General features: G+C 71.1%; 17 protein-coding genes. 8 read left to right on the forward strand and 9 right to left on the reverse strand.

The genetic code is table 11. The features are described 5' to 3' along the window. Window positions 1-55: 55 nt before the first annotated feature. Entirely contained in the window at window positions 56-1975 is a 1920-nt protein-coding gene (locus tag CNQ36_RS03515) for an ABC transporter ATP-binding protein (RefSeq protein ID WP_121544892.1), read from the reverse strand. Between the two features lie 144 nt (window positions 1976-2119). Here CNQ36_RS03515 and CNQ36_RS03520 point away from each other — a divergent pair, with 144 nt between their 5' ends. After that, on the forward strand, window positions 2120-2776 hold the full coding sequence (locus tag CNQ36_RS03520) for a trimeric intracellular cation channel family protein (protein WP_121544893.1): 657 nt from the start codon (window positions 2120-2122) through the stop codon (window positions 2774-2776). A 131-nt stretch (window positions 2777-2907) separates the two neighbouring features. Next, window positions 2908-4164 (forward strand): amidohydrolase, encoded by a 1257-nt coding sequence (locus CNQ36_RS03525; RefSeq protein ID WP_121544894.1) that lies wholly within the window; start codon window positions 2908-2910, stop codon window positions 4162-4164. Window positions 4165-4175: 11 nt separating this feature from the next. Here CNQ36_RS03525 and CNQ36_RS03530 read toward each other — a convergent pair whose 3' ends face one another. Next, a complete protein-coding gene (locus CNQ36_RS03530; protein ID WP_206278553.1) occupies window positions 4176-5060 on the reverse strand; it encodes an RNA polymerase sigma-70 factor in 885 nt (294 codons plus the stop codon). A 227-nt stretch (window positions 5061-5287) separates the two neighbouring features. Between CNQ36_RS03530 and CNQ36_RS03535 the strand changes: the two genes are divergently transcribed. Beyond that, window positions 5288-5776, forward strand: a complete 489-nt coding sequence (locus CNQ36_RS03535; RefSeq protein WP_121544896.1) for a carboxymuconolactone decarboxylase family protein — start codon at window positions 5288-5290, stop codon at window positions 5774-5776. A 24-nt stretch (window positions 5777-5800) separates the two neighbouring features. On the opposite strand, the gene CNQ36_RS03540 is transcribed toward CNQ36_RS03535, so the two are convergent. After that, the gene (locus CNQ36_RS03540) at window positions 5801-6133 is read right to left on the reverse strand and encodes a hypothetical protein (protein ID WP_004935235.1); all 333 of its coding nucleotides are present in this window, start codon (window positions 6131-6133) and stop codon (window positions 5801-5803) included. Between the two features lie 167 nt (window positions 6134-6300). Next, complete coding sequence (locus CNQ36_RS03545; protein ID WP_121544897.1) at window positions 6301-6789, reverse strand: ATP-binding protein; 489 nt, start codon at window positions 6787-6789, stop codon at window positions 6301-6303. A gap of 162 nt (window positions 6790-6951) precedes the next feature. Here CNQ36_RS03545 and CNQ36_RS03550 point away from each other — a divergent pair, with 162 nt between their 5' ends. After that, window positions 6952-7824, forward strand: a complete 873-nt coding sequence (locus CNQ36_RS03550; RefSeq protein WP_121544898.1) for a helix-turn-helix domain-containing protein — start codon at window positions 6952-6954, stop codon at window positions 7822-7824. Continuing rightward, window positions 7821-8021 (forward strand): DUF397 domain-containing protein, encoded by a 201-nt coding sequence (locus tag CNQ36_RS03555; protein WP_121544899.1) that lies wholly within the window; start codon window positions 7821-7823, stop codon window positions 8019-8021. The genes CNQ36_RS03550 and CNQ36_RS03555 overlap by 4 nt, the downstream gene beginning before the upstream one ends. Window positions 8022-8123: 102 nt before the next feature. On the opposite strand, the gene CNQ36_RS03560 is transcribed toward CNQ36_RS03555, so the two are convergent. After that, window positions 8124-9845 carry a carbohydrate-binding module family 20 domain-containing protein gene (locus CNQ36_RS03560; protein WP_121544900.1) on the reverse strand — a complete coding sequence of 574 codons (1722 nt, stop codon included), beginning with the start codon at window positions 9843-9845 and terminating at the stop codon, window positions 8124-8126. A 381-nt stretch (window positions 9846-10226) separates the two neighbouring features. On the opposite strand from CNQ36_RS03560, the gene CNQ36_RS03565 reads away from it, so the two are divergent. Further along, window positions 10227-13220, forward strand: a complete 2994-nt coding sequence (locus CNQ36_RS03565) for a carbohydrate binding domain-containing protein (RefSeq protein WP_121544901.1) — start codon at window positions 10227-10229, stop codon at window positions 13218-13220. 41 nt (window positions 13221-13261) lie between these two features. Continuing rightward, window positions 13262-13999 carry a nitroreductase family protein gene (locus CNQ36_RS03570; RefSeq protein ID WP_121544902.1) on the forward strand — a complete coding sequence of 246 codons (738 nt, stop codon included), beginning with the start codon at window positions 13262-13264 and terminating at the stop codon, window positions 13997-13999. Between the two features lie 74 nt (window positions 14000-14073). Here the strand turns inward: CNQ36_RS03570 and CNQ36_RS03575 are convergent, their stop codons facing one another. The 4 genes from CNQ36_RS03575 to CNQ36_RS03590 are packed head-to-tail and all read right to left on the reverse strand — an operon-like array spanning window position 14074 to window position 19526. Then, window positions 14074-16443, reverse strand: a complete 2370-nt coding sequence (locus CNQ36_RS03575) for a beta-xylosidase/alpha-l-arabinosidase (protein WP_121544903.1) — start codon at window positions 16441-16443, stop codon at window positions 14074-14076. Further along, window positions 16440-17258 (reverse strand): carbohydrate ABC transporter permease, encoded by an 819-nt coding sequence (locus tag CNQ36_RS03580; protein WP_004935200.1) that lies wholly within the window; start codon window positions 17256-17258, stop codon window positions 16440-16442. Before CNQ36_RS03580 ends, CNQ36_RS03575 begins: the two co-directional genes overlap by 4 nt. Next, the gene (locus CNQ36_RS03585; RefSeq protein ID WP_121544904.1) at window positions 17255-18211 is read right to left on the reverse strand and encodes a carbohydrate ABC transporter permease; all 957 of its coding nucleotides are present in this window, start codon (window positions 18209-18211) and stop codon (window positions 17255-17257) included. Before CNQ36_RS03585 ends, CNQ36_RS03580 begins: the two co-directional genes overlap by 4 nt. 10 nt (window positions 18212-18221) lie before the next feature. Next, complete coding sequence (locus CNQ36_RS03590) at window positions 18222-19526, reverse strand: ABC transporter substrate-binding protein (protein WP_121544905.1); 1305 nt, start codon at window positions 19524-19526, stop codon at window positions 18222-18224. Window positions 19527-19664: 138 nt separating this feature from the next. Here CNQ36_RS03590 and CNQ36_RS03595 point away from each other — a divergent pair, with 138 nt between their 5' ends. Beyond that, window positions 19665-20687: a LacI family DNA-binding transcriptional regulator gene (locus CNQ36_RS03595; protein ID WP_176116372.1), complete on the forward strand. Its 1023-nt coding sequence runs from the start codon at window positions 19665-19667 to the stop codon at window positions 20685-20687. Window positions 20688-20979 lie beyond the last annotated feature (292 nt).

Consider the following 20979-nt stretch of genomic DNA (forward strand, 5'->3'; position numbering starts at 1 on the left):
GCGGACACCGCGCCGCCATGCCGCTCCCCGTCGCAGCGGGGGGGACGGCGAGCGGCTACGCGGGTTCGGGGCTGGTGCGGGCCCGCGGCGACGGCCGCGCGTCCCGGCCGGGTTCCGGTCCGGCCGGCTGCGGAAGGCCGCTGGTGCCGGTCGCCGGTGGTTCGGCGCCGGGCGCCGGGTCGTCGTCCCCGCCGAGGAAGCCGCCCGACTGGTGGCGCCACAGTCTGGCGTAGGCGCCGTCCGCGGTGAGCAGTTCTCCGTGGCTGCCCTGCTCGACGACGCGTCCCCGGTCGAGGACGATCAGCCGGTCCATTCCGGCGACGGTGCTGAGGCGGTGGGCGACGACGAGGGCCGTACGTCCGTCCATCAGCCGCCAGAGGGCGTCCTGGACGAGGCTCTCGCTCTCGGAGTCCAGGGCGCTGGTCGCCTCGTCGAGCAGCAGGACCGGGGCGTCGCGCAGGACGGCCCTGGCGAGGGCGACCCGTTGGCGCTGACCGCCCGAGAGTTTCACTCCCCTCTCCCCCACCAGGGTGGCGAAGCCCTCGGGGAGCTGCTCGGCGAACTCCGTGACGTGGGCCGCCGCGGCCGCCGCGTGGATCTCCGCGTCGGTGGCGCCGGGCCGGGCGAAGGCGATGTTGTCCCGCAGGCTGCGGTGGAACATCGCGGGTTCCTGGGGGACGTAGGCGATCAGTGAGCGCAGGTCGGCCTGGCGCAGCCGGCTGATGTCCTGACCGCCGATCAGGACGCGTCCGCCATCGATGTCCGACATCCGCAGCAGCAGCCGGGTGAGCGTGGTCTTGCCGCCGCCGGACCTGCCGACCAGGCCGATCCGGGCGCCGGCGGGCACGTCCAGGTCGAGGCCCTCGAAGAGGGGCTTCGCGCCGCCGTGCGCGAAGGTCACCGCCTCGAACCGGATGCCGGTGTGCCGCGGTGCGAGCGGTTCGGGTTCCGCGGGGTCGAGCACGGTGGGCGGGTCCAGCAGCAGCTCCGTGAACTGCGCGGCCTCGGTCATCGAGCTCTCCAGACGCCGGTAGATCTGGTTGAACTCGAACATGATCTGGGTCGCGTTGGAGTAGTAGGTGAACGCGACGACGATCTCCTCCACTCCCTGGCCCGGGCCGCCGAAGGCGACGGCTACCAGCAGGCCCAGCACGTTGGTCAGCACGGACATGGGGGCGACCAGGGTGTCGACGCGCAGGTTGCCGTAGTCCCACGACCTCAGCGTCAGGCGCCGGGACTCCGCGACCCGGCTGCGGTGTTCGCCGGCCTCCCGGCGCTCGGCCGCGAACGCCCGGATGGTCTCCATGTTGGCGAGGCTGTCGGCGACGTGGCCGGAGACCCGGGCGATCGCCGCCTCACGGTCGTGGACGAGTGCCTGGCGGCGTCGGATGAGGGGCGCGGCGCCCGCCACGGTCAGTGCGATCATCAGGAGGAGGCCCGCGACCAGCAGCGGTTCGTAGTGCCAGAGCACGACGGCGCCGAACACCAGGGGCACGACGCTGCCCACGATCCGGTACGTCAGCGTGTCGACGAAGTCCTCGAAGCGCCGGCCGAAGCTCAGCACCCTTTTGGTGAGGGAGCCGGCGAAGTTGTCGTGGAAGAAGGCGGCGTCCTTGGCGAGGAGTTCGTCCATGCCGAGCACGTAGAGGTGCTCCATGCCGAGGGCGCCCACCCGGTTCAGGCAGTGCTGCCCGATCCGCCACACGCCCTCGGCGAGCAGCAGCGCCGCGCCGAAGCCCAGCACGTACGGCAGCGCGGAGGCGAGGGTGAGCCCCTCCTCGCCGGCCGCCTGCCCCGCCAGTTTCGCGACCAGCAGCGGCGCGACGTAGCGGATGCCGATGTTGCCCACGGCCGGCAGCAGCAGCGCGGGCAGGGCCAGCCGTCGTAGTCGTGAGATCTCCCGGCCGTAGAGGCGCAGCGCGAGGACGACCGCGCTCCTGCCCGGCGTCGGAGCTTGTCCACCCGTGGTCGCCATCACACTCCCGGAGGTCGGTTCCCGGAAGTCTTCCGCCGAACGATCCCGCCGGTCCAGGCATTTACCACGTACGGGCGACAACCGGACACCGGGCGCGAGGTGACGCCCGGTGCCGGGCCGACGCCGCGGGGTATGCAGGCTGGTATGAGTTCCCAGCCCACGGCGCTGTTCGCCCTCGATCTGACCGGCACGTTCGCCTTCGGGCTGAACGGGGCGCTGACGGCGGTGCGTGCCGCGCGGCTGGACGTGGTGGGCGTGGTCGTCCTCGGACTGATCACCGCGATGGGCGGCGGCTTCATCCGGGACGTCCTGATCGACTCGCTGCCGCCCGCCACTCTGCTGGACTGGCGGTACTACACGCTCGCCACCCTGGGCGGCCTGATCGCCTTCGCGCTCAGCAGGCATCTGCGGAGGCTCGAGCGGGCCATCGACGTGCTCGACGCGGTCGGGCTGAGCACCTTCGCGGTCATCGGCGCGAGCAAGGCGCTGGACGCCGGGCTCGGCGTCGCGCCCTCGATCCTGCTCGGCGTGATCACCGCGGTGGGCGGCGGCACGATCCGTGACACGCTCGTCGGCCGGATCCCGACGGTGCTCCGCACCGGCCTGTACGCCATCCCCGCGCTGGTGGGCTCCGCGCTGACCGTCCTCACGGTCGAGACGGGCGTGTACGGACTGCCGGCCGCGCTGGGAGCGGCGGCGGCCTGCTTCCTGATCCGCGCGCTCGGCGTCCGCTACGGCCTCAACGCGCCCGAGCCGCCCGAGACCCGCGGGCGCAGGGACTCGGGCGAAGCCGGCGCATGAACCGTCCCGGCCGGTTCACCCGTACGGCGGACCGGCCCGCTCCGTGCTCGTCCGGTGGCCGAGGATGGGACCGGAAGCCGCACGCCGGCCGCCCGTTCCGGGGTTCCGGAACCCTCCCGTGAGGAGTCTCGATGGCGCATCCCGCCCACACCGTACTGTCCGGCCTGGACGACGTCCGCGCCGACGTGGAGGACCTCTACCGGGACCTGCACCGGCATCCGGAACTCGGTCTGCGGGAGCACCGCACGGCGAAGAAGGCCGCGGACGCCCTGCGCGACCTCGGCTACGACGTCATCGAGGGCGTCGGCGGCACCGGAGTGATCGGGGTGCTCGCCAACGGGGACGGCCCGGTGGTGATGGCCCGGGCCGACATGGACGCCCTCCCGGTGCGGGAACGGACCGGTCTGCCGTACGCCTCCACCGCGACGGTGACCGGTGAGGACGGCGACGAGCAGCCGGTGATGCACGCCTGCGGACACGATGTGCACGTGGCCTGTCTGATCGGCTGCGCACGGCTGCTGGCCGGACGGCGTGACGCCTGGCGGGGTACGTTCGTGGCGCTCTTCCAGCCCTCGGAGGAGCAGGGCAACGGCGCCGAGGCCATGATCGACGACGGTCTCACCGCCAAGTCGCCGCGGCCCGACGTGGTGCTCGCCCAGCACGTCCTGCCGTATCCCGCCGGCTACGTCGGCACCCGTCCGGGCTCCTTCCTGTCCGCCGCGGACAGCCTGCGGGTCACCGTCCACGGACGCGGGGCGCACGGCTCCATGCCGCAGGCCGCGGTCGATCCCGTGGTCGCGGCCGCCATGATCGTCGTACGGCTGCAGACCGTCGTCTCCCGGGAGCTCGCGGCCACCACTCCGGCCGTGCTGACGGTGGGCAGCATCCACGCGGGCAGCGGCCCCAACGTCATCCCGGACCGGGCGGTCATCGAACTCAACGTCCGCACCTACGACGACGCCACGCGCGGGCAGGTCCTGGACGCGATCGAGCGGATCGTCAGGGCCGAGTGCGAGGCGTCCCGCTCCCCCGTGCCCCCCGAGATCGAGCGGATCGCCTCCTTCCCGCCCACCGTCAACGACGAGGAGCCGACCCGGCGCGTCGCGGACGCCTTCGCCTCCTACTTCGGCGACGACGCCCACACCGTCGAACGGCAGACCGCCAGCGAGGACATGAGCGAGATCCCGCGGGCGTTCGGCGTGCCGTTCACCTACTGGGCGATCGGCGGCATCGATCCCGGGCGCTACGCCGAAGCGGCCAGGAACGGCACGGTCTCCGAGGACATCCCCGTCAACCACAGCGCCGGCTTCGCCCCCGTCGTCCAGCCGACGCTGGACACCGGCGTCTCCGCACTGACCGTGGCCGCCCTGGCCTGGCTCGGCGGCTGAGATTCCTCCGCTCAGCGGCGCAGCGCGGTCTCGTCGTCCATGTAGGACAGTTTCTCCGGGTTGCGGACGGCGTAGAGGCCGGTAATCAGGCCGTCGTCGATCCGCACCGCGAGGACGGTGTCGAGCGCGCCGTCGAGCCGGACGATCAGCGCGGGACGGCCGTTGACCTCCGCCGGCCGCAGCGACACCTCGGCGGTGAGCCTGCCCAGGCCGCCCCGCAGCAGGCGGGCCACCTTGTCGGCGCCCACGACGGGCCTGAGGACGGCCTGCTTGATGCCGCCCCCGTCGCCCAGGAGGACGCAATCGGGCGCGAGGACGTCGAGCAGGCCCTGCAGGTCGCCCGTCTCGACCGCACGGCGGAAGGCGTCGAGGGCGTCCCGGGTCTCGGCGGCCGAGACCGCCCCGCGCGGCCGCCGCGCCGCGACGTGCGCCCGCGCCCGGTGGGCGATCTGGCGGACCGCGGCCGGGTTCTTGTCCACGGCCTCGGCGATCTCGTCGTACCCGACGTCGAACACCTCGCGCAGCACGAACACCGCCCGCTCGGTGGGTGCGAGCGTCTCCAGCACCAGCAGCATCGCCATCGAGACGCTGTCGGCCAGTTCGACGTCCTCGGCCACGTCGGGCGTCGTCAGCAGCGGCTCGGGGAGCCAGGAGCCGACGTAGGACTCCTTGCGGCGGCCGAGCGTACGCAGCCGGCCGAGCGCCTGCCGGGTGGTGATCCGTACCAGGTAGGCCCGCCGGTCCCGCACCGCGGCGAGGTCGACGCCCGCCCAGCGCAGCCAGGTCTCCTGCAGGACGTCCTCCGCGTCGGCGGCCGAGCCGAGCATCTCGTAGGCGACGGTGAACAGCAGATTCCGGTGGGCGACGAACGCCTCCGTCGCGGGGTCCGTGTGCACCGTGCGCTCCGCGGGCTCCGTCTGCCCCGCGTGCTCCGTGTCCTCGCTCTTCACCGGCTGCTCCCGACTGGTCGTCCGCCACGTTTCCCGTGCACAGGACGCCGGCCGGGGCGGCCCTGTGACACCCGCGAGCGGTGGCCCACGTCACATTTCCCGTCCGTCACAGGCGGCGGGCCGGCGGCATCTCATGGTCGACCCCACGCACCGACACGAGTGAGGACGAAGCGATGGAATCCCGATTCGACCTGTTCGAGAACGAGCTCGCCGCCAGGTTCGCCAAGCGTTTCGCGGGCGCCGGCCTGGTGATCCACGACTCGCCGCTGCCGAAGTCCACCCAGGAGCTGGTGTCGCTGCGCGCCAGCCAGATCAACGGCTGCGGCCACTGCATCGACATGCACGTCAAGGAGGCCGCGGCGGCCGGTGAGAGCGCGGTCCGGCTCCACCTGGTGGCCGCCTGGCGCGAGTCCACCGTGTTCACCGAGGCCGAGCAGGCGGCACTGGCCCTCGCCGAGGAGGGCACCCGCACCGCCGACGCCTCCCCCGGCGTCTCCGACGAGACCTGGGCCCTGGTCCGCAAGCACTACGACGACGACCAGACGGCCGCGCTGGTCTGCCTGGTCGCCCTGATCAACGCGGCCAACCGCCTCGCGGTGATCACCCACAAGAAGGGCGGCTCGTACGAGGTGGGGATGTTCGCGGCGGCGGTCAAGGGCTGACCTTCTGGGGGCCCGGATCCTCCGTCACGGCACCTCGTGGCGCACGAGCGCCCTGGCGAGGGGCTCGCCGGTACGGCGGGCGTACGCCGCCCGCTCGCGCACCTCCCGCAGCGTGCGCGGGCGGTACCCGGGCCCGCCGCAGCAGCTCTTGTGGAAGCGGACCCCCGCGTGCAGCAGGACGGACAGCACCCTCCACGCCTCGGTGTCCCGCCGCGACGGCGCCGCGAACGCCGACCCCACGTGAATCAGCGGCTCCGCGCACCGGGGGCAGACCCGGTGCGGCCTGTCCCTGTCGTAGCCCTGCTTGTACGAGGCCCGGCAGGGCAGGCAGACGTAGGAGGTCTTCGCATGGCCCATCCCCCCAGGCTAGGCGCCAACGGTCCGGCAGGCGACGGAATATGAGACCCGCCGCGCCCTCTGTCGCCCCCGGGTGACCTCCCCCCTCGCCTGCGCCGGCGACTTCTCGACCGCATAAAGGCGGCGGAGTTCGACTGGGGAGGGAAACCCGCACGTGAAGCACGACATCAGCCACCGCGCCCGCGCGGGCCGGGACGGTGGGTCCGCGGCGCGATGACCTCCGCCCACACCGTCTTGCCGCCCGGCGGGTACGGCTCGCAGCCCCACGCGTCGGCGAGCGAGGTGACGAGGAGCAGGCCCCGTCCGGACTCGCCGTCGGCATCGGCGGCCGGGGCCGGAACGGGCCGACGCTCGCCCCGCGCGTCGGTGACCTCGATCCGCAGCGCAGCCGGGGTCAGGGTGAGGGCGAGACGTGCGTCCCTGCCCCGCACCCGGCCGTGCAGGGCCGCGTTCGCGGTCAGTTCGGCGATGAGGAGGGAGGCCGTGGCCGCGCTGTCGTCGCCGGCGGCGTCCGCTCCACCGTGCTGCGCGGCCAGCCAGCACTCGGCAGCGTGGCGCGCGGTGTGCGCACCGTGCGCGGTGGTGGGGAACACGGTGCGGAAGTGGGCCGTGCCGGCGATCGGTTCACCGGGGGCGGTGACGGTTTCCTGGTTCACATCACCGAGGGTGACCGAGGCGTCCTACCGTGAGAAGCACTCCGGACGGTACGCAGGGTGACTGTCCCGGTGCGGACGGTGTGGTGTACGGGCGTACGGCCGTGACCTGGCCGGGCTTTCACCGGTTCGCTCTCCGCAGGAAGAACAGGGTGGTGGTACGGCATGGCAGCGCAGTCGGGCACGGGGGCTCCCACGGGCGGCGAAGCGGAGGGTACGGACGAGGTCGCGGACCTGTTCCGGACTCTGGGTCGGCAGATCAAGGTCGCCCGGGAGCGGGCCGGACTGAGCCAGAAGGAGCTGGGCGAACGGATCGGGTACGGCGAGGAGACGATCTCGTCGGTCGAGCGGGCCCGTCGGACGCCTCAGCCCGAACTGCTGGTCGCGGTCGACCGGTTGCTGGAATGCGGCGGCCTGCTGGCGTCGGCGGCGGAGGACGTGGAACGGGCGAAGACCCGGCGCAGGGTGCGGCATCCGGAATGGTTCCGGGACTACGCGCGCCTGGAGGCGGAGGCGGTCGAGCTCCGCTACTTCGCCAACCAGGCGGTGCCGGGTCTGTTCCAGACCCAGGAGTACGCGCGTGCCGTGTTCACCAGTCGACAGCCCTTCTTCGACGAGGAAACCATCGAGGAACGTGTGGTCGCGAGGATGGCCCGGCAGGACCTGATGACCCGATGGCCGACGCCGACCGTGAGCGCTGTCGTCCAGGAGAGCATTCTGCGCCAGCCGTTCGGCGGCCCGGCCGTACAACGTGGTCAGTTGGAACAGCTCCTCCGCATCGGTCGGTTGCGGCACATCGAGCTTCAGGTCATGCCGACCGCGAGCGAGGATCACGCAGGCATGGGTGGCCCGTTCACCCTGCTCACCCCGAAGGGCAGACCGCAGGTCGCCTATCTGGAGGTCCAGCACTTCAGCCGTGTCGTCACTGACCCGGAAGAGGTGCGCGTCCTGGCCGCGAAACATGGCAGCATCCGAGGGCAGGCACTCACCCCGCGCGAGTCCTCGCGCCTGCTCGAGAAGATGCTGGGAGACCTATGAACGCCGAACAGTCCGCGCAGCTCCGCTGGTCCAAGAGCAGTTACAGCGGTGACGAAGGAGGCGAGTGCGTCGAGATCGCCTGCGACTCACTCGCCGTACACGTACGGGACTCCAAGGAGCGCGGTGGCCCTCGGCTCGCGTTCGCGCGGAGCGCGTGGGCCGGGTTCGTCGCGGGACTGGGGCGGGACCGGGCCTGACCCAGCCCTCAGTCCCCGCCTGCGCCAACCCCCGCGCCACCACCTGCGAGGACCGCAGGCACTACCGGGCGCGGGGGTGGCGGCGAGAGGCGTGGGGTGTCGTCAGTTGCGCCAGGTGTCGTTGAGGGCGGTCCTCGTGGCGGTGACGGTCGCGGTGCGGTTGGCGCCGCTCTCCCAGGTCACGTTCCCCGACGCGTCCTTGCGGATGTACTTGTACTCGAAGGACGTGCCCTCGGGGAGTTCCACGTCCAGTTTCCACACCGGGTAGGCGGCCGGGTCGAGCTTGAGGGCGCTGCCCGGGTTCCAGTTGCCGAGTTCCGGGCGGTTGCCCGTCACGTAGATGTTCTGGCCCCAGGAGGTGGTGGCGTTGACGGCGAAGGAGACGCCGGAGGCGACCGGGTCGGGGTCGGGGACGGTGCCGCCGTCGCAGTTCCGGGCACCCGCGTGCAGGGCCAGGGCAGTGCCGGCGCCGAGGGTGGCGGTGAACCGGCCGGATCCGTCGACGGTGACGCCCTTGCCCGACTGGACGTCGCAGTAGTCACCGGCGGGCAGGGAGGTCTGGAAGGTGCGGGTCAGCGAGGAGCCCTCGTGGTTGAGGGCGACGTACGCCTTGGAGCCCCGTCCGAAGGCGATCTGGTCACCGCCGTTGTCCCACCAGTCCGTCACGGCCTGGCCACGGGCGGCGTTGCGGAAGCCGACCATGGAGGAGATCTCGCGCCAGGCGTGCTGACACTTCCAGCCGTCGCTGTAACAGGCGTTCACCTGGCCGCCGTTCGGCGGGCCGGCGTCGCGGTCGGTGTACTCGTAGCCGGAGTGGACGTCGGGGCTGCCGTAGGGCCAGGCCAGCATGAAGACGTGGGCCAGGGTGTAGCTCGCGCCGTCCTTGTAACTGAGGGTGTCGCCGCCGCGTTCGGTGTCGTGGTTGGCGACGAAGACGTTGGACTTGTCCGAGGCCATGTAGCCCCAGCTCTCGCCGAAGTTCTTCAGGTGCGCGAGGTTCTCGCCGGTGAAGATCCGCTTGAGGTCGCGTGCGTAGCGGAACTCCTGGACGTCGCCGCTGCCGAGGTACTCGGAGGGGGAGACGGCCTCCCCCGCGCCGTGGATGGCCTCGTGCTTCCAGTACACGTCGGGTTTGCTGAGCCGGGACTTGATGTCGGCGAGGTCCCCGGCGGCCATGTGCTTGGCCGCGTCGATGCGGAAGCCGTCGACGCCGAGCGAGAGCAGGTCGTTGAGGTAGCCGGCGATCTTCCCCCGGACGTGGTCCTCGCCGGTGTCCAGGTCGGCGAGGCCGACCAGCTCGCACTCCTGGACGTTGAAGCGGTCGCCGTAGTTGTTGATCTGCGAGGTGCAGTTGTCGAAGTCGCTCCGCGAGTAGAGGCCGGGGTAGTCGTACTTGGTGTACGACGAGCCCCCGGTCCCGGTGCCGTTGCCCGCGGACATGTGGTTGACGACCGAGTCGGCGACGACCTTCACGCCCGCGGCGTGACACGTGTCGACCATGCTCTTGAACTGTCCGCGGTCACCGAGCCGGCCCGCGATCCTGTAGCTCACCGGCTGGTAGGAGGTCCACCACTGGCCGCCCTGGATGTGCTCCTGCGGCGGCGAGACCTGGACGAAGCCGTAACCGGCGGGGCCGAGGGTGTCGGTGCACGCCTTGGCCACCGAGTCGAACCTCCACTCGAACATCACCGCGGTGACGTCCTTGTCGCTGGGCGGGGCCGCCTGAGCGGGCGCGGCGGTGGCGAGGAGGCTGCCGGCCGCGCCGGCGGTGAGGGCGAGCGCCGCGGCGGTGGTTCTGCGCGCTCTGCTGGTACTCCGGTGCATGGAGTCTCCCGTGTGAGGATGCGGGTGTCCCGGGTGCCGGCCGACGGATGTCCGGGGGGGCGGCCCACGCTTGCAATGGGTTGCAGAAAGATGACTGCAAGATGTTGCGGTCGTGACCGTAAGGGCAGCGTTCAACTAAGGTCAACCCCTTCGACGCCCCGTTCATCAATGCCTCATGACGTGACGTCAGCCGCCTTGTGGCGCCCTCGCGTTCGACGGGCGCGCGGCGGAAAGTTGGAGCGAGACCTCTTTACGGCGGTGTTCCACGCCGGTAACTTGCCGCTGCCGTAAGAGCTTTCTGCAACTTACCGTTCGCACTTACACCGTCCGGGGTGCCCGCACCGCCCGTGCCCCGTCCCTCCTCCCTCGCTGGAGACACGCATGAGACGCACCCGCACACGGCTGCCCGGACGACCACTGGCCGCGGCCGTGGCCGTCGGCGCCGTCCTGGGGCTGGTTTCCGCCCCCTCGGCCAGCCCCTCGCCCAGGACCGCCCCCACCGCCGCCACGGCCGACAACACGGCGACCGTCTTCTACTACACGAAGACGAAGAACTGGGACCGCCACCTCCTGCACTACGCGCCCGACGGCGGCTCCTGGACCACGGTGCCCGGCGTGGCGATGGAGACCGCCTGCACCGACTGGGTGAAGAAGACGGTCACCCTGGGGAGCGCGGAAGGACTGCAGGCCACCTTCAACAACGGCTCGGGCACCTGGGACAACAACTCCGGCAGGAACTACGCCCTCGGCACGGGGAACATCACGGTCAAGGACGGCGTGATCGCCCACTCCGACCCCTGCGCCGGCGGCGAGGACCCCGGTCCGGCGCCGGGGGACGGCAACCTGGCGACCGTCTACTACTCCACCAGGACCCTGGGCTGGACCACCGCCAACCTCCACTACCAGCCGGCGGGCGGTACCTGGACCACCGTGCCGGGCGTCGGCATGCAGGCCGCGTGCGCGGGCTGGTGGAAGAAGGACGTCGACCTGGGCACGGCCGCCTCAATGAAGGCCGCGTTCAACAACGGCAACGGCGTGTGGGACAACAACAAGGGCGCCGACTACACCCTGCCCGCCGGCGTCACCACCGTCTCCGACAACAAGGTCACCGAGGACGCCGACGACCCGTGCGCCGACGAGGCGCCCGACACCCGGGCCCCGACCGCTCCGGCCGGGGTGACCGCACGGGCGGACGGTGTGTCCGTCGTGCTGACCTGGGAGCCCTCCACCGACGACACGGGCGTCACCACGTACCAGGTCACCCGCACCGGCGGAACCAGGGGCGAGGTCGTGACCGACGTCCGCTCCACCGTCTTCTCCGACACCGGCCTGGAGGAGAGGACCACCTACGCCTACACCGTCCGGGCACTGGACGCCGCCGGCAACGTCTCCGCGGCATCGGCCGCCGCGGCGGCGACCACCGGCACGAATCCGCCGGCGCCCGCCGCCGGCAAGCCCCTCGCCACCGACCCGCGCAAGGACCCCATCTACTTCGTCCTCACCGCCCGTTTCAACGACGGCGACAGCTCCAACAACCGCGGCGGCAGCCAGCACCAGAAGTCCGGCAACGCGGCCAACGACGACCCCATGTTCCGGGGCGACTTCAAGGGACTGGTCGACAAACTCGACTACATCAAGGGCCTCGGCTTCTCCGCCGTGTGGATCACCCCGGTGGTCCTCAACCGCTCGGACTACGACTACCACGGCTACCACGGCTGGGACTTCTACAAGGTCGACCCGCGCCTGGAATCCGCCGGCGCCTCCTACCAGGACCTGATCAACGCGGCCCACGCCAAGGGCATGAAGATCTACCAGGACGTGGTCTACAACCACTCCTCACGCTGGGGCGCCAAGGGCCTGTTCACCCCGACCGTGTACGGGGTGCGCGACGCCCAGTGGAGCTGGTACTACGACGAGAAGCAGCCCGGCTTCGAGTACGACGGCCTGACCGTCGACTCCAAGAGCGGCAAGTCGTACTACAACGGCGACCTCTGGTCCACGGCCGAGCCGTCCGGCAACACCTGCGTCAACTGGGGCAGGCCCACCGGAGCCAAGAGCCCCGAGGGCTACACGATCTACAACTGCCAGTGGCCCTCCCCGACGTCCGGCATGTTCCCCAAGGCGCTCTACCACAACTGCTGGATCGGCAACTGGGAGGGCGAGGACTCCCGTTCCTGCTGGCTGCACGAGGACCTCGCCGACTTCAACACCGAGAACGCCCAGGTGCAGAACTATCTGATCGGCGCCTACAACAAGTACATCGACATGGGTGTCGACGGCTTCCGCGTCGACACTGCCGTGCACATCCCGCGCACCACCTGGAACCGCCGTTTCCTGCCGGCCATCCAGGAACGCGTCACCCGGCAGCACGGCGCCGAGGCCGCGGAGAACTTCTTCGTCTTCGGTGAGGTCGCCGCCTTCGTCAACGACAAGTGGAACCGCGGCTCGGTCAACCACTCCGCCCAGTTCTACACGTGGAAGGAGCGCAAGGAGTACAGCGCCGACGACGAGAAGGCGGCCCTGGAGATGTACGACTACGAGCAGCAGCAGGGCACCGGGAACCAGCCCACGTCCCGCAACGCCTTCCTCGAGGGCAACAGCTACCACGCCCCCGACCGCAGCCGCTTCTCCGGCATGAACGTCATCGACATGCGCATGCACATGAACTTCGGTGACGCGAGCAACGCCTTCCACAACGGCAAGGACTCCGACGACAGTTACCACGACGCCACGTACAACGTGGTCTACGTCGACAGCCACGACTACGGCCCCAACAAGAGCAGCGAACGCTACACCGGCGGCACCGACGCCTGGGCCGAGAACATGTCCCTGATGTGGACCTTCCGCGGCATCCCCACCCTCTACTACGGCTCGGAGATCGAGTTTCAGAAGGGCAGGAAGATCGACTGCGGCCCGAGCTGCCCGCTGGCCACGACGGGCCGGGCGTACTACGGCGACCACGTCGCCGGCGAGGTGAAGGCCTCCGGCTTCTCCGAGGTCGACTCCGCCTCCGGCGCGGTCGCCACGACGCTGCAGCAGCCGCTGGTCAAGCACGTACAGCGGCTGAACCAGATCCGCCGGGCCGTCCCCGCGCTGCAGATGGGCCAGTACTCCACGGACGGCATCAGCGGCGACATGGCCTTCAAGCGCCGCTACACCGCGGGCGGCACGGACAGCTTCGCCCTCGTCACCGTCTCGGGCGGGGCGACCTACACCGGCATCCCCGACGGCACCTACCGGGACGCGGTCACCGGCGACACCCGGACCGTCACCGACGGCAGCCTCACCGTGGCCGCGCCGGGGAAGGGGAACCTGCGGGTGTACGTGCTGAACGGCGGCGGGAAGGTCGGGACCGCCGGTCCCTATCTCAAGTAGAGGCGGGGCAGGCGGTGTTCACAGTCCCTACACTCACGATCATGACCACTGAAACCCCGCTCTCCGGGGCGCCGGCCGACGGCACCGACGACCCGGCCCTCTTCGCGACCATGTCCACCATGCGGGCCATGCGGCGGCTGCGGCCCGACCCGGTGCCCGACGACCTCCTGGACCGGCTGGTCCAGGCGGCCGTCTGGGGCCCCAGCGGCGGCAACATGCAGCGCTTCGAGTACGTCGTCGTCACCGACCCCGCGGTCATGGCCCGGCTCGCGCCGCTGTGGAAGCGCTGTGTGGACGCGTACCTGGCCACCACCGGCAAGTACGCCCCGGCCGGCATGGACGAGGCCGCGTACGCCCGCATGGTCGCCGCCATCGAGTACCAGCGCGACCACTTCGCCGAGACCCCGGCGCTGATCATCCCCTGCTACCAGTTCCCGGCGCCGAGGATCGAGGAGGAGGGCCTGCGCCGGTACGCCGAGGCGCTCGGCGCCGAGGCGACGGAGCGCATGGGGCGGGTCCAGGAACGCTTCGCCGCACTCGCGGAGGGTTCCTGCGTCTACCCGGGCGTGCAGAACCTGCTGCTCGCCGCGCGGGCCCTGGGCCTGGCCGCCAACATCACCATCTGGCACCTGTTCCTGGAGAACGAGTGGAAGGCGGCGCTGGGCATCCCCGACGCCATGAACACCTTCGCCGCCATCCCGGTGGGGTGGCCGCGCGGCAGGTTCGGTCCGGTGAGCCGCCGCCCGGTCGCGGAGGTGGTGCACCGCGACCGCTGGTAGGCCGCGGTGCCCGGCACGCGGGCCCGGACCGCGGAAAGCGGTCCGGGCCCGCGTGCCGGGCGGCGGATCTTCGGTCACCCCTCCTGGGTGAAGGCCGCGTGGAAGCGGCGGGTGTGGTCCACCTGGCGCACGGGGCCGGTCAGGGCGACCGTCGCCGTCATCGTCGTGTCGGTGCTGGACGTGGCGAGACGCAGCTCCAGGTCACCGGGTTCGACGATCCGGCGGCCGTCACGGCCGGTGAACGAGGCCACGTCGGCCGGGACCGTGACACGGAGGCGGCGGGACTCCCCCGGCTCCAGCGGCACCCGGGTGTAACCGACGAGCCGCTGCACCGGCTGGACGACGGAGGCGACCGGGTCGTGCAGGTACAGCTGGACGACCTCGGTGCCGGACCGTTCGCCGGTGTTGCGGACGGTGAGGGCGAGGGTGAACTCGCCGTTCGTCGGGGCCTCGTGCGCCTCCACGGTGAGGTCGCTCCAGTCGAAGCTCGTGTACGTCAGACCGTGTCCGAAGCCGAACGCCGGTGTCGGGTCGACGTTGGACACCTCGCTGGCCCGGGCCAGCCGTGCGCCGAGGTAGGTGGTCGGCTGGGAGCCCGGGCCGCGCGGCACGCTGACCGGGAGCCGTCCGGAGGGGTTGGTGCGGCCGCTCAGCACCCCGGCGATCGCCCGGGTGCCCCCGACTCCGGGGAAGAACGACTGCACGATCGCCGCGGACTCGGCGGCGGCACGGCCGAGCGCGTACGGCCGCCCTGCGAGCAGCACGGTGACCACCGGCCTGCCGGAGTCCAGCAGCGCGTCGAGCAGGTGCTGCTGGGCGCCGGGCAGCGCGAGGGACTCGGCGTCGCAGCCCTCGCCGCTGGTGCCGCGGCCGAACAGGCCCGCGCGGTCGCCGAGGACGGCGACGACGAGGTCCGCGTCCCGTGCCGCGTCCACCGCCTCGCCGATGCCGGAGAGGTCCCCGTCGTCGACCCCGGTGCCGCGGACGGCCGTGATCTCCGCGTCGGGGAACTCTGAGGCCAGGGTGTCGCGCAAGGTGGGCAGGTCGATGCCGACCGGGACCTCGGGGTGCTGCACGCCCACGTGCTGGGGGAAGGAGTAGCAGCCCAGCACGGCGGTCGGTTCGGCCGCGTTGGGGCCGACCAGGGCGATGCGGCGGGGCGCGGCGAGCGGCAGGGTGCCGTCGTTGGCGAGCAGGACGACGGCCTTCTCCGCCATCTCGCGGGCCAGTTCCCGGTTCTCGGGCCCGTCAAGGTCGATCGTGCCGCGCAGGGCCTCCGGGTCGTCCAGGTCGGCGCCGTCGAGCGCGGACGGCACCGGGCTCCAGTCGGGGTCGAGCAGGCCGAGCATCGCCTTCTGTCCGAGGACGCGGCGCAGGGCGCGGTCGATGACCGCCTCCGGTACCCGGCCGTCGGCGACGGCCTCGGCGAGGGGTGCGCCGAAGGTCTTGACGGTGGGCAGTTCGATGTCGACGCCGGCCTTCAGCGCGGTGCCCGCGGCTTCGGCCCAGTCGCCCGCGACGCCGTGCAGGGTCTTGAGGAAGGCGATGCCGAAGTAGTCGGCGACGACGGTGCCGCCGAAGCCCCAGGTGTCGCGGAGCAGTCCGGTCAGCAGGCTCTCGTCGGCCGCGGAGGGGAGACCGTCGGTGTCCGTGTAGGAGTGCATCACCGAGCGGGCGCCGCCCTCGCGGACGGCCATCTCGAACGGCGGGAGCAGCACGTCGGCCCGTTCGCGGGGGCCCATGGACGCGGGGGCGAGGTTGCGTCCGGCGCGGGAGGCGGAGTAGCCGACGAAGTGCTTGAGGGTGGCGACGATCCCCGCGGACTCCAGGCCCTGGACGTACGCGGTGCCGATGGTGCCGACGAGGTAGGGGTCCTCTCCGATGGTCTCCTCCACCCGGCCCCAGCGGGCGTCGCGCACCACGTCGAGGACGGGTGCGAGCCCTTGGTGGACACCGACGGAGCGCATGTCGCGGCCGATGGCGGCGGCCATCCGGCGCACCACGTCCGGGTCGAAGGTGGCGCCCCAGGACAGCGGGACGGGGTAGGCGGTGGCGCCCCAGGCGGCGAAGCCGGCCAGGCACTCCTCGTGCGCGACGGCGGGAATGCCGAAGCGGCCCGCCGAGACGATGCGTGTCTGGGTGCGCAGCAGGGAGAGCGCGCCGAGCGCCGGGTCGACGGGGGCGGTGCCGAAGGGGCGGGTCAGCTGGCCCAGTCCGGTGGGCAGCAGCGCGTCGAGGTCGGCCGGCTCCTCCATGTCGTGCTGGTGGGGGGCGACTTCGCCGCCGCTGGCGGACGCCCCGACCCACACGCCGTACAGCTGGGCGATCTTCTCGGGCAGGGTCATCGCGCCGATCAGCGCGTCGACCCGGGCGTCGACGGGGCGGTCGGGGTCGTTCCAGAGGGGGGCTTCGGGGGTGGTCTCTACGGCCACGTCGGCAGTCACTTTCCTCCGACGCCCATCAGACCCTGGACCAGGGCGCGACGGGCGAACAGGTAGACGAGCAGGATGGGCACCATGGACAGCACCACGGCTCCCAGCAGACCGGGGATGTCGATGCCGTGCGCGGTCTGGAAGTTGTACAGACCCAGGGTGACCACCTTGGTGGAGTCGGACTGGGTCAGGACGAGCGGGAACAGGAAGCCGTTCCACGCCTGGAGCGCGGAGAAGACCACGATCGTGGACAGTCCGCCGCGCGACAGCGGCACCACTAGCTGGAAGAACATGCGCCGCGGGGTGGCTCCGTCCATGGCCATGGCCTCGTACAGCTCCGGCGAGATGTCGCGCATCGCGCCGCTGAGGATCAGCGCCGACATCGGCAGGCAGAACGCGGCCGTGGGCAGGATGACGCCCAGCAGGTTGTCGTACAGGCCGGCCTCGCTGATCAGGTAGAACATCGGCACGATGACGGCCTGGGCCGGGATGGCGAGGCCGAGCAGGAACAGCCGGAAGATGGCCGAGGTGGTCCGGCCGCGGCTGCGGACGATCGCGTAGGCGAGCGGCGGCACCAGCAGCAGCACGATGCCGATCACGCAGGCGGTGACGACGAGCGTGTTGAAGAAGTACTGGCCGAAGCCCGAGTCGAAGGCGCGGGTGTAGTTGTCCAGGGTGAAGCTGTCCGGGAGGGACACCGGGCCGTTCTCGGCGTAGTCCTGGCGGGTGCGCAGGGTCGCGGCGAGCATCACGTACAGCGGCAGGCCGACCAGGAAGAGCCACAGGAGGGAGCCCGCGCCGGCCAGGTAGTTGGGTCGGCGCCTCATGACACACCCTCCGCGGAGCCGCGCATCTTGTCGTAGCCGGAGACCCGCACGACGATCAGCGAGATGATCGTGGACGCGACGACCAGGGCCAGGGCGATCGCGGAGCCGGTGCCGTAGTCGAAGCCCTTGAACGCCTTGTCGTACATGTAGTAGGCGCTGATGGTGGTGTCGGTGCCGGGTCCGCCCTGGGTCAGGATGAGGACCGTCTCGAACGTGGTCAGACCGCCGACGATCATCAGGATCATCGCGGTGATCATCGCGTTGCGCAGCTGCGGCAGCGTGATGTGGAAGAACTGCCGGTAGCGGCCCGCCCCGTCGATCTCCGCCGCCTGGTACAGCACCTGCGGGATCGCGCGGGCGGCGCCCTGGTAGATCAGGGTGTGGAACGGGGTGAACTGCCAGGTGCTGACGAACGCCAGGACCCCGATGGCGGTGGCCTGTTCACCGAAGAGGTTGCCGTCGCCGAACAGCCAGGCGGCGTCGGCCGGGATGCCGAAGTTCGGGTCGAGCAGCGCCCGCCACAGCACGGAGACGGCCGTCGCGGACAGCAGCAGCGGAATGAAGTAGATGACGGACAGTACGGCCCGGTTGCGCTGGTGGCCGGCGGCCCAGACACCGAGCACGATGCTCAGCGGCGTCTGGAGGAGCACACCGAGCGCGGTCAGGAGCAGGGTCAGCCAGATGCTCTTGAGCATCACCGGATCGTCCATCAGGCGGGACCAGTTGTCCGTGCCGGTGAACCGGGGCGGGCTGATGCCGTCCCAGCTCATGAAGGACAGCACCGCCACCATGATCAGCGGGACGATCGCGAAGAGGGCGAAGAACAGTGCGGCGGGCAGTGCCCAGGCGAAGCCGGGGCGGCCCACCGTCGTCGCGGACGAGGCGGGCGGCCGCCGCCGGGTCCCCTTGCGGGGTCCGGCGGCGGGCCGGGCGCTCGTGATCTGTGTGGTCATGAGCCGTTCGTCACTCGGTCGGAAGGGCCTGCATGGCCTTGATGAAGCCGTCCGTGTCGAGCTGTCCGTTGAAGAACTGCTGGACGGCCTTGTGCATGTCCGAGCTCGCCTTCTGCGGGTACGCCTGGTCCCAGGAGAGCTGGAACGACGGGGCGTCGGCGACCAGGTCGTACTGGAAGCGCGAGTACTCGGGCGTGCCGGAGGTCTCGATGAACTCGTCGGTGTTGGTCGTGGTCGGCAGGTTGCCTATCTCCAGCTGCGCCTTGACGAACTCGTCGGAGTACATGAGCTTCAGGAACTCGGCGACGGCCTCGGGGTGCTTGGTCTTCTTCATCACCGAGTAGTAGTTGTTGGTGTTGCCCGCGACGTCGGCCGGGTCGCCCTTGCCGCCCTCGACGGCCGGGAAGGCGGTGTAGCCGAGGTCCTTCTCGGCGAACTCCTGGTGGTCCGTCAGCTGCTGGGAGTAGTACCAGGAGCCCATCAGCTCGAAGCCGGCCTTGCCCGCGGCCACCAGCTGGACCGAGCCGCCGTTGGTGTACTTGACGGAGTCGTAGTTCTTGCCGAAGGCGCCGGTGTCGACGAGTTCCCTGATCATGCCCAGGGCCTTCTTGCTGTCCGGGCTCTCCCACGCGCTCTTGTCGCCGCCGAGGGCCTTCTGGAACAGCTCCGGGCCGGCGATGCGGTCGTAGAGGTACTGGAACCACATCTGCGTCGGCCAGACGTCGCCGCCGCCGAGCGCGATCGGCGTGACGCCCTCGTCCTTGAGCTTCCCGACCGCGTCCAGCAGTTCGTCCCAGGTCTTCGGCGGCTCGACGCCCGCCTCGTCGAGGACCTTCTTGTTGTGGAAGAGCAGGACCGGCTGGGTGCCGCGCATCGGGACGCCGTACGGCTTGCCGTCGACGACGGCGTTGTTGAAGACGGACGGCAGGAACTTGTTCTCCAGATCGGGGTTCTTCTTGATGAGGTCGTCGAGCGGCAGCAGCAGGCCGGCCTTGACGAACGGCTTGATGCTGCCGCCGCCCCAGTTGAAGAAGACGTCCGGGGCCTGCGGGGTGTTGATGATGGTCTGCAGCTTCTGCTGGTAGTCCGCACCCGGGATGGTGTCGAGGACGACCTTGACGTCGGAGGTCTTGTTGAACGTGTCGACGAGCTGCTTCTCGACCTTGTTGGTGGCGTCCCCGTAGACCAGGACGTGGATCTTGCCGTCGTCCCCCGACGCCCCGCCGTCTCCGTCCCCGCAGGCCGAGAGACTCAGTGCCAGGGCGAGCGTCGCACCGGTGGCGACCAGTCTGGGCAAGCGCGCACGTGTCTTCATCGTTCGCCTTTCGAAAGTTTCGGCACCATCACCGAAAGTCCATGCCGACGGACAGTAGGTCAGACCCGTGTTTCGGTCAACGGTCGGAACGGGACTCACCCAAACCGTTATCGAGGCGCGCTGCCCTATCCTGCGGCTATGCACGACGATGACGAGGTGAACGGCAGAGTGACCCTGGCCGCGGTCGCGAAAGAGGCCGGTGTTTCGATGCCGACAGTTTCGAAGGTCCTCAACGGCCGTTCGGATGTCTCCCGTGCCACCCGGGCCACAGTGGAACGGCTTCTGGAGCTGCACGGCTACCGCAGGCGCTCCCGGCCGGCGTCACGCGCCCCGCTCATCGAACTGGTCTTCCACGAGCTGGACAGCATCTGGGCGATGGAGCTGATCAGGGGGGTGGAGAGCGTTGCCAGGGAGAACCGCGCGACGGTGGTGCTCACCGAGAGCGGCACCCGGCACGCGCCGGCCCCGGACTGGCTCCCGGGCGTACTGCGACGCAGACCGCTGGGCGTCGTGCTGGTCTTCTCCACGCTCCCCGGGGAGGTCCGGCGCCGGCTCGGAGCGGCGGCCATCCCCTTCGTCGTCATCGATCCGGCGGGCGACCCCGACCCGGACGTCGCCTCGGTGGGCTCCGCGAACTGGGCCGGCGGCCTCGCGGCCACCCGCCATCTCATCGACCGACGGCACCGGCGGATCGCGATCATCACCGGTCCCGAGGACATGCTCTGCTCGCTCGCCCGCCTCGACGGCTACCGCTCGGCCATGGCGATGGCGGGTCTGGAGGCCGATCCACGGCTGACCCGCTTCGGCGACTTCCACGTACGGGGCGGCTTCGCACACGCCATGGACCTGCTGGAGGGTCCGGACCGGCCGACGGCGATCTTCGCGGGCAGCGACCTCCAGGCGCTCGGCGTGCTGGAGGCGGCCAGGGTCAGGGGCCTGCGCGTGCCGCGGGACCTGTCGGTGGTCGGCTACGACGACGTGCCACTGGCGCAGTGGTCGAGCCCGCCGCTCACCACGGTCCACCAGCCGCTGCGGCACATGGCCGAGGAGGCCGCCCGGATGCTGCTCCGCCCGGACGATCCCGGCACCGCGGCGCACCGCATCGAGCTGGCGACGCATCTGGTGGTACGGCAGAGCACGGCCCCGCCGGCGGGGCCGTGACGGCAGGCGGGGGCGTGACGGCAGGCGGGCGCGCGGCCACGTGGGTCCGCGGCACCCTGTCGCCGTCCCGCCACCGGGGCCACGGTGACGGCGGTCGCGCCGTGGGTCGGCGGAGCGAGACCGGCGGCGCCCCGCGGGGCGCTCACCACCGCCATCGGCACCCACGGCTTCCGCACCGCCCGCTTCGGGCCCCGGGGGGGACCGACACAGACGCCGGTCCCCCGTTCCGGCGGCGCCCCCGGATCCCCGGGCCGGGACGCCGACGGGCTCCCGCCGGCGCCGCGGCAGGCCG

The sequence above is a fragment of the Streptomyces fungicidicus genome (assembly GCF_003665435.1).
Lineage (GTDB): Bacteria > Actinomycetota > Actinomycetes > Streptomycetales > Streptomycetaceae > Streptomyces > Streptomyces fungicidicus.

Excerpts from the sequence above, each read along its gene's own strand:
- CNQ36_RS03515 (WP_121544892.1), bottom strand. The coding sequence starts at position 1,975 with ATGGCGACCACGGGTGGACAAGCTCCGACGCCGGGCAGGAGCGCGGTC.
- CNQ36_RS03520 (WP_121544893.1), top strand. The coding sequence starts at position 2,120 with ATGAGTTCCCAGCCCACGGCGCTGTTCGCCCTCGATCTGACCGGCACG.
- CNQ36_RS03525 (WP_121544894.1), top strand. The coding sequence starts at position 2,908 with ATGGCGCATCCCGCCCACACCGTACTGTCCGGCCTGGACGACGTCCGC.
- CNQ36_RS03535 (WP_121544896.1), top strand. The coding sequence starts at position 5,288 with ATGGAATCCCGATTCGACCTGTTCGAGAACGAGCTCGCCGCCAGGTTC.
- CNQ36_RS03540 (WP_004935235.1), bottom strand. The coding sequence starts at position 6,133 with ATGGGCCATGCGAAGACCTCCTACGTCTGCCTGCCCTGCCGGGCCTCG.
- CNQ36_RS03550 (WP_121544898.1), top strand. The coding sequence starts at position 6,952 with ATGGCAGCGCAGTCGGGCACGGGGGCTCCCACGGGCGGCGAAGCGGAG.
- CNQ36_RS03555 (WP_121544899.1), top strand. The coding sequence starts at position 7,821 with ATGAACGCCGAACAGTCCGCGCAGCTCCGCTGGTCCAAGAGCAGTTAC.
- CNQ36_RS03560 (WP_121544900.1), bottom strand. The coding sequence starts at position 9,845 with ATGCACCGGAGTACCAGCAGAGCGCGCAGAACCACCGCCGCGGCGCTC.
- CNQ36_RS03565 (WP_121544901.1), top strand. The coding sequence starts at position 10,227 with ATGAGACGCACCCGCACACGGCTGCCCGGACGACCACTGGCCGCGGCC.
- CNQ36_RS03570 (WP_121544902.1), top strand. The coding sequence starts at position 13,262 with ATGACCACTGAAACCCCGCTCTCCGGGGCGCCGGCCGACGGCACCGAC.
- CNQ36_RS03580 (WP_004935200.1), bottom strand. The coding sequence starts at position 17,258 with ATGAGGCGCCGACCCAACTACCTGGCCGGCGCGGGCTCCCTCCTGTGG.
- CNQ36_RS03585 (WP_121544904.1), bottom strand. The coding sequence starts at position 18,211 with ATGACCACACAGATCACGAGCGCCCGGCCCGCCGCCGGACCCCGCAAG.
- CNQ36_RS03590 (WP_121544905.1), bottom strand. The coding sequence starts at position 19,526 with ATGAAGACACGTGCGCGCTTGCCCAGACTGGTCGCCACCGGTGCGACG.
- CNQ36_RS03595 (WP_176116372.1), top strand. The coding sequence starts at position 19,665 with ATGCACGACGATGACGAGGTGAACGGCAGAGTGACCCTGGCCGCGGTC.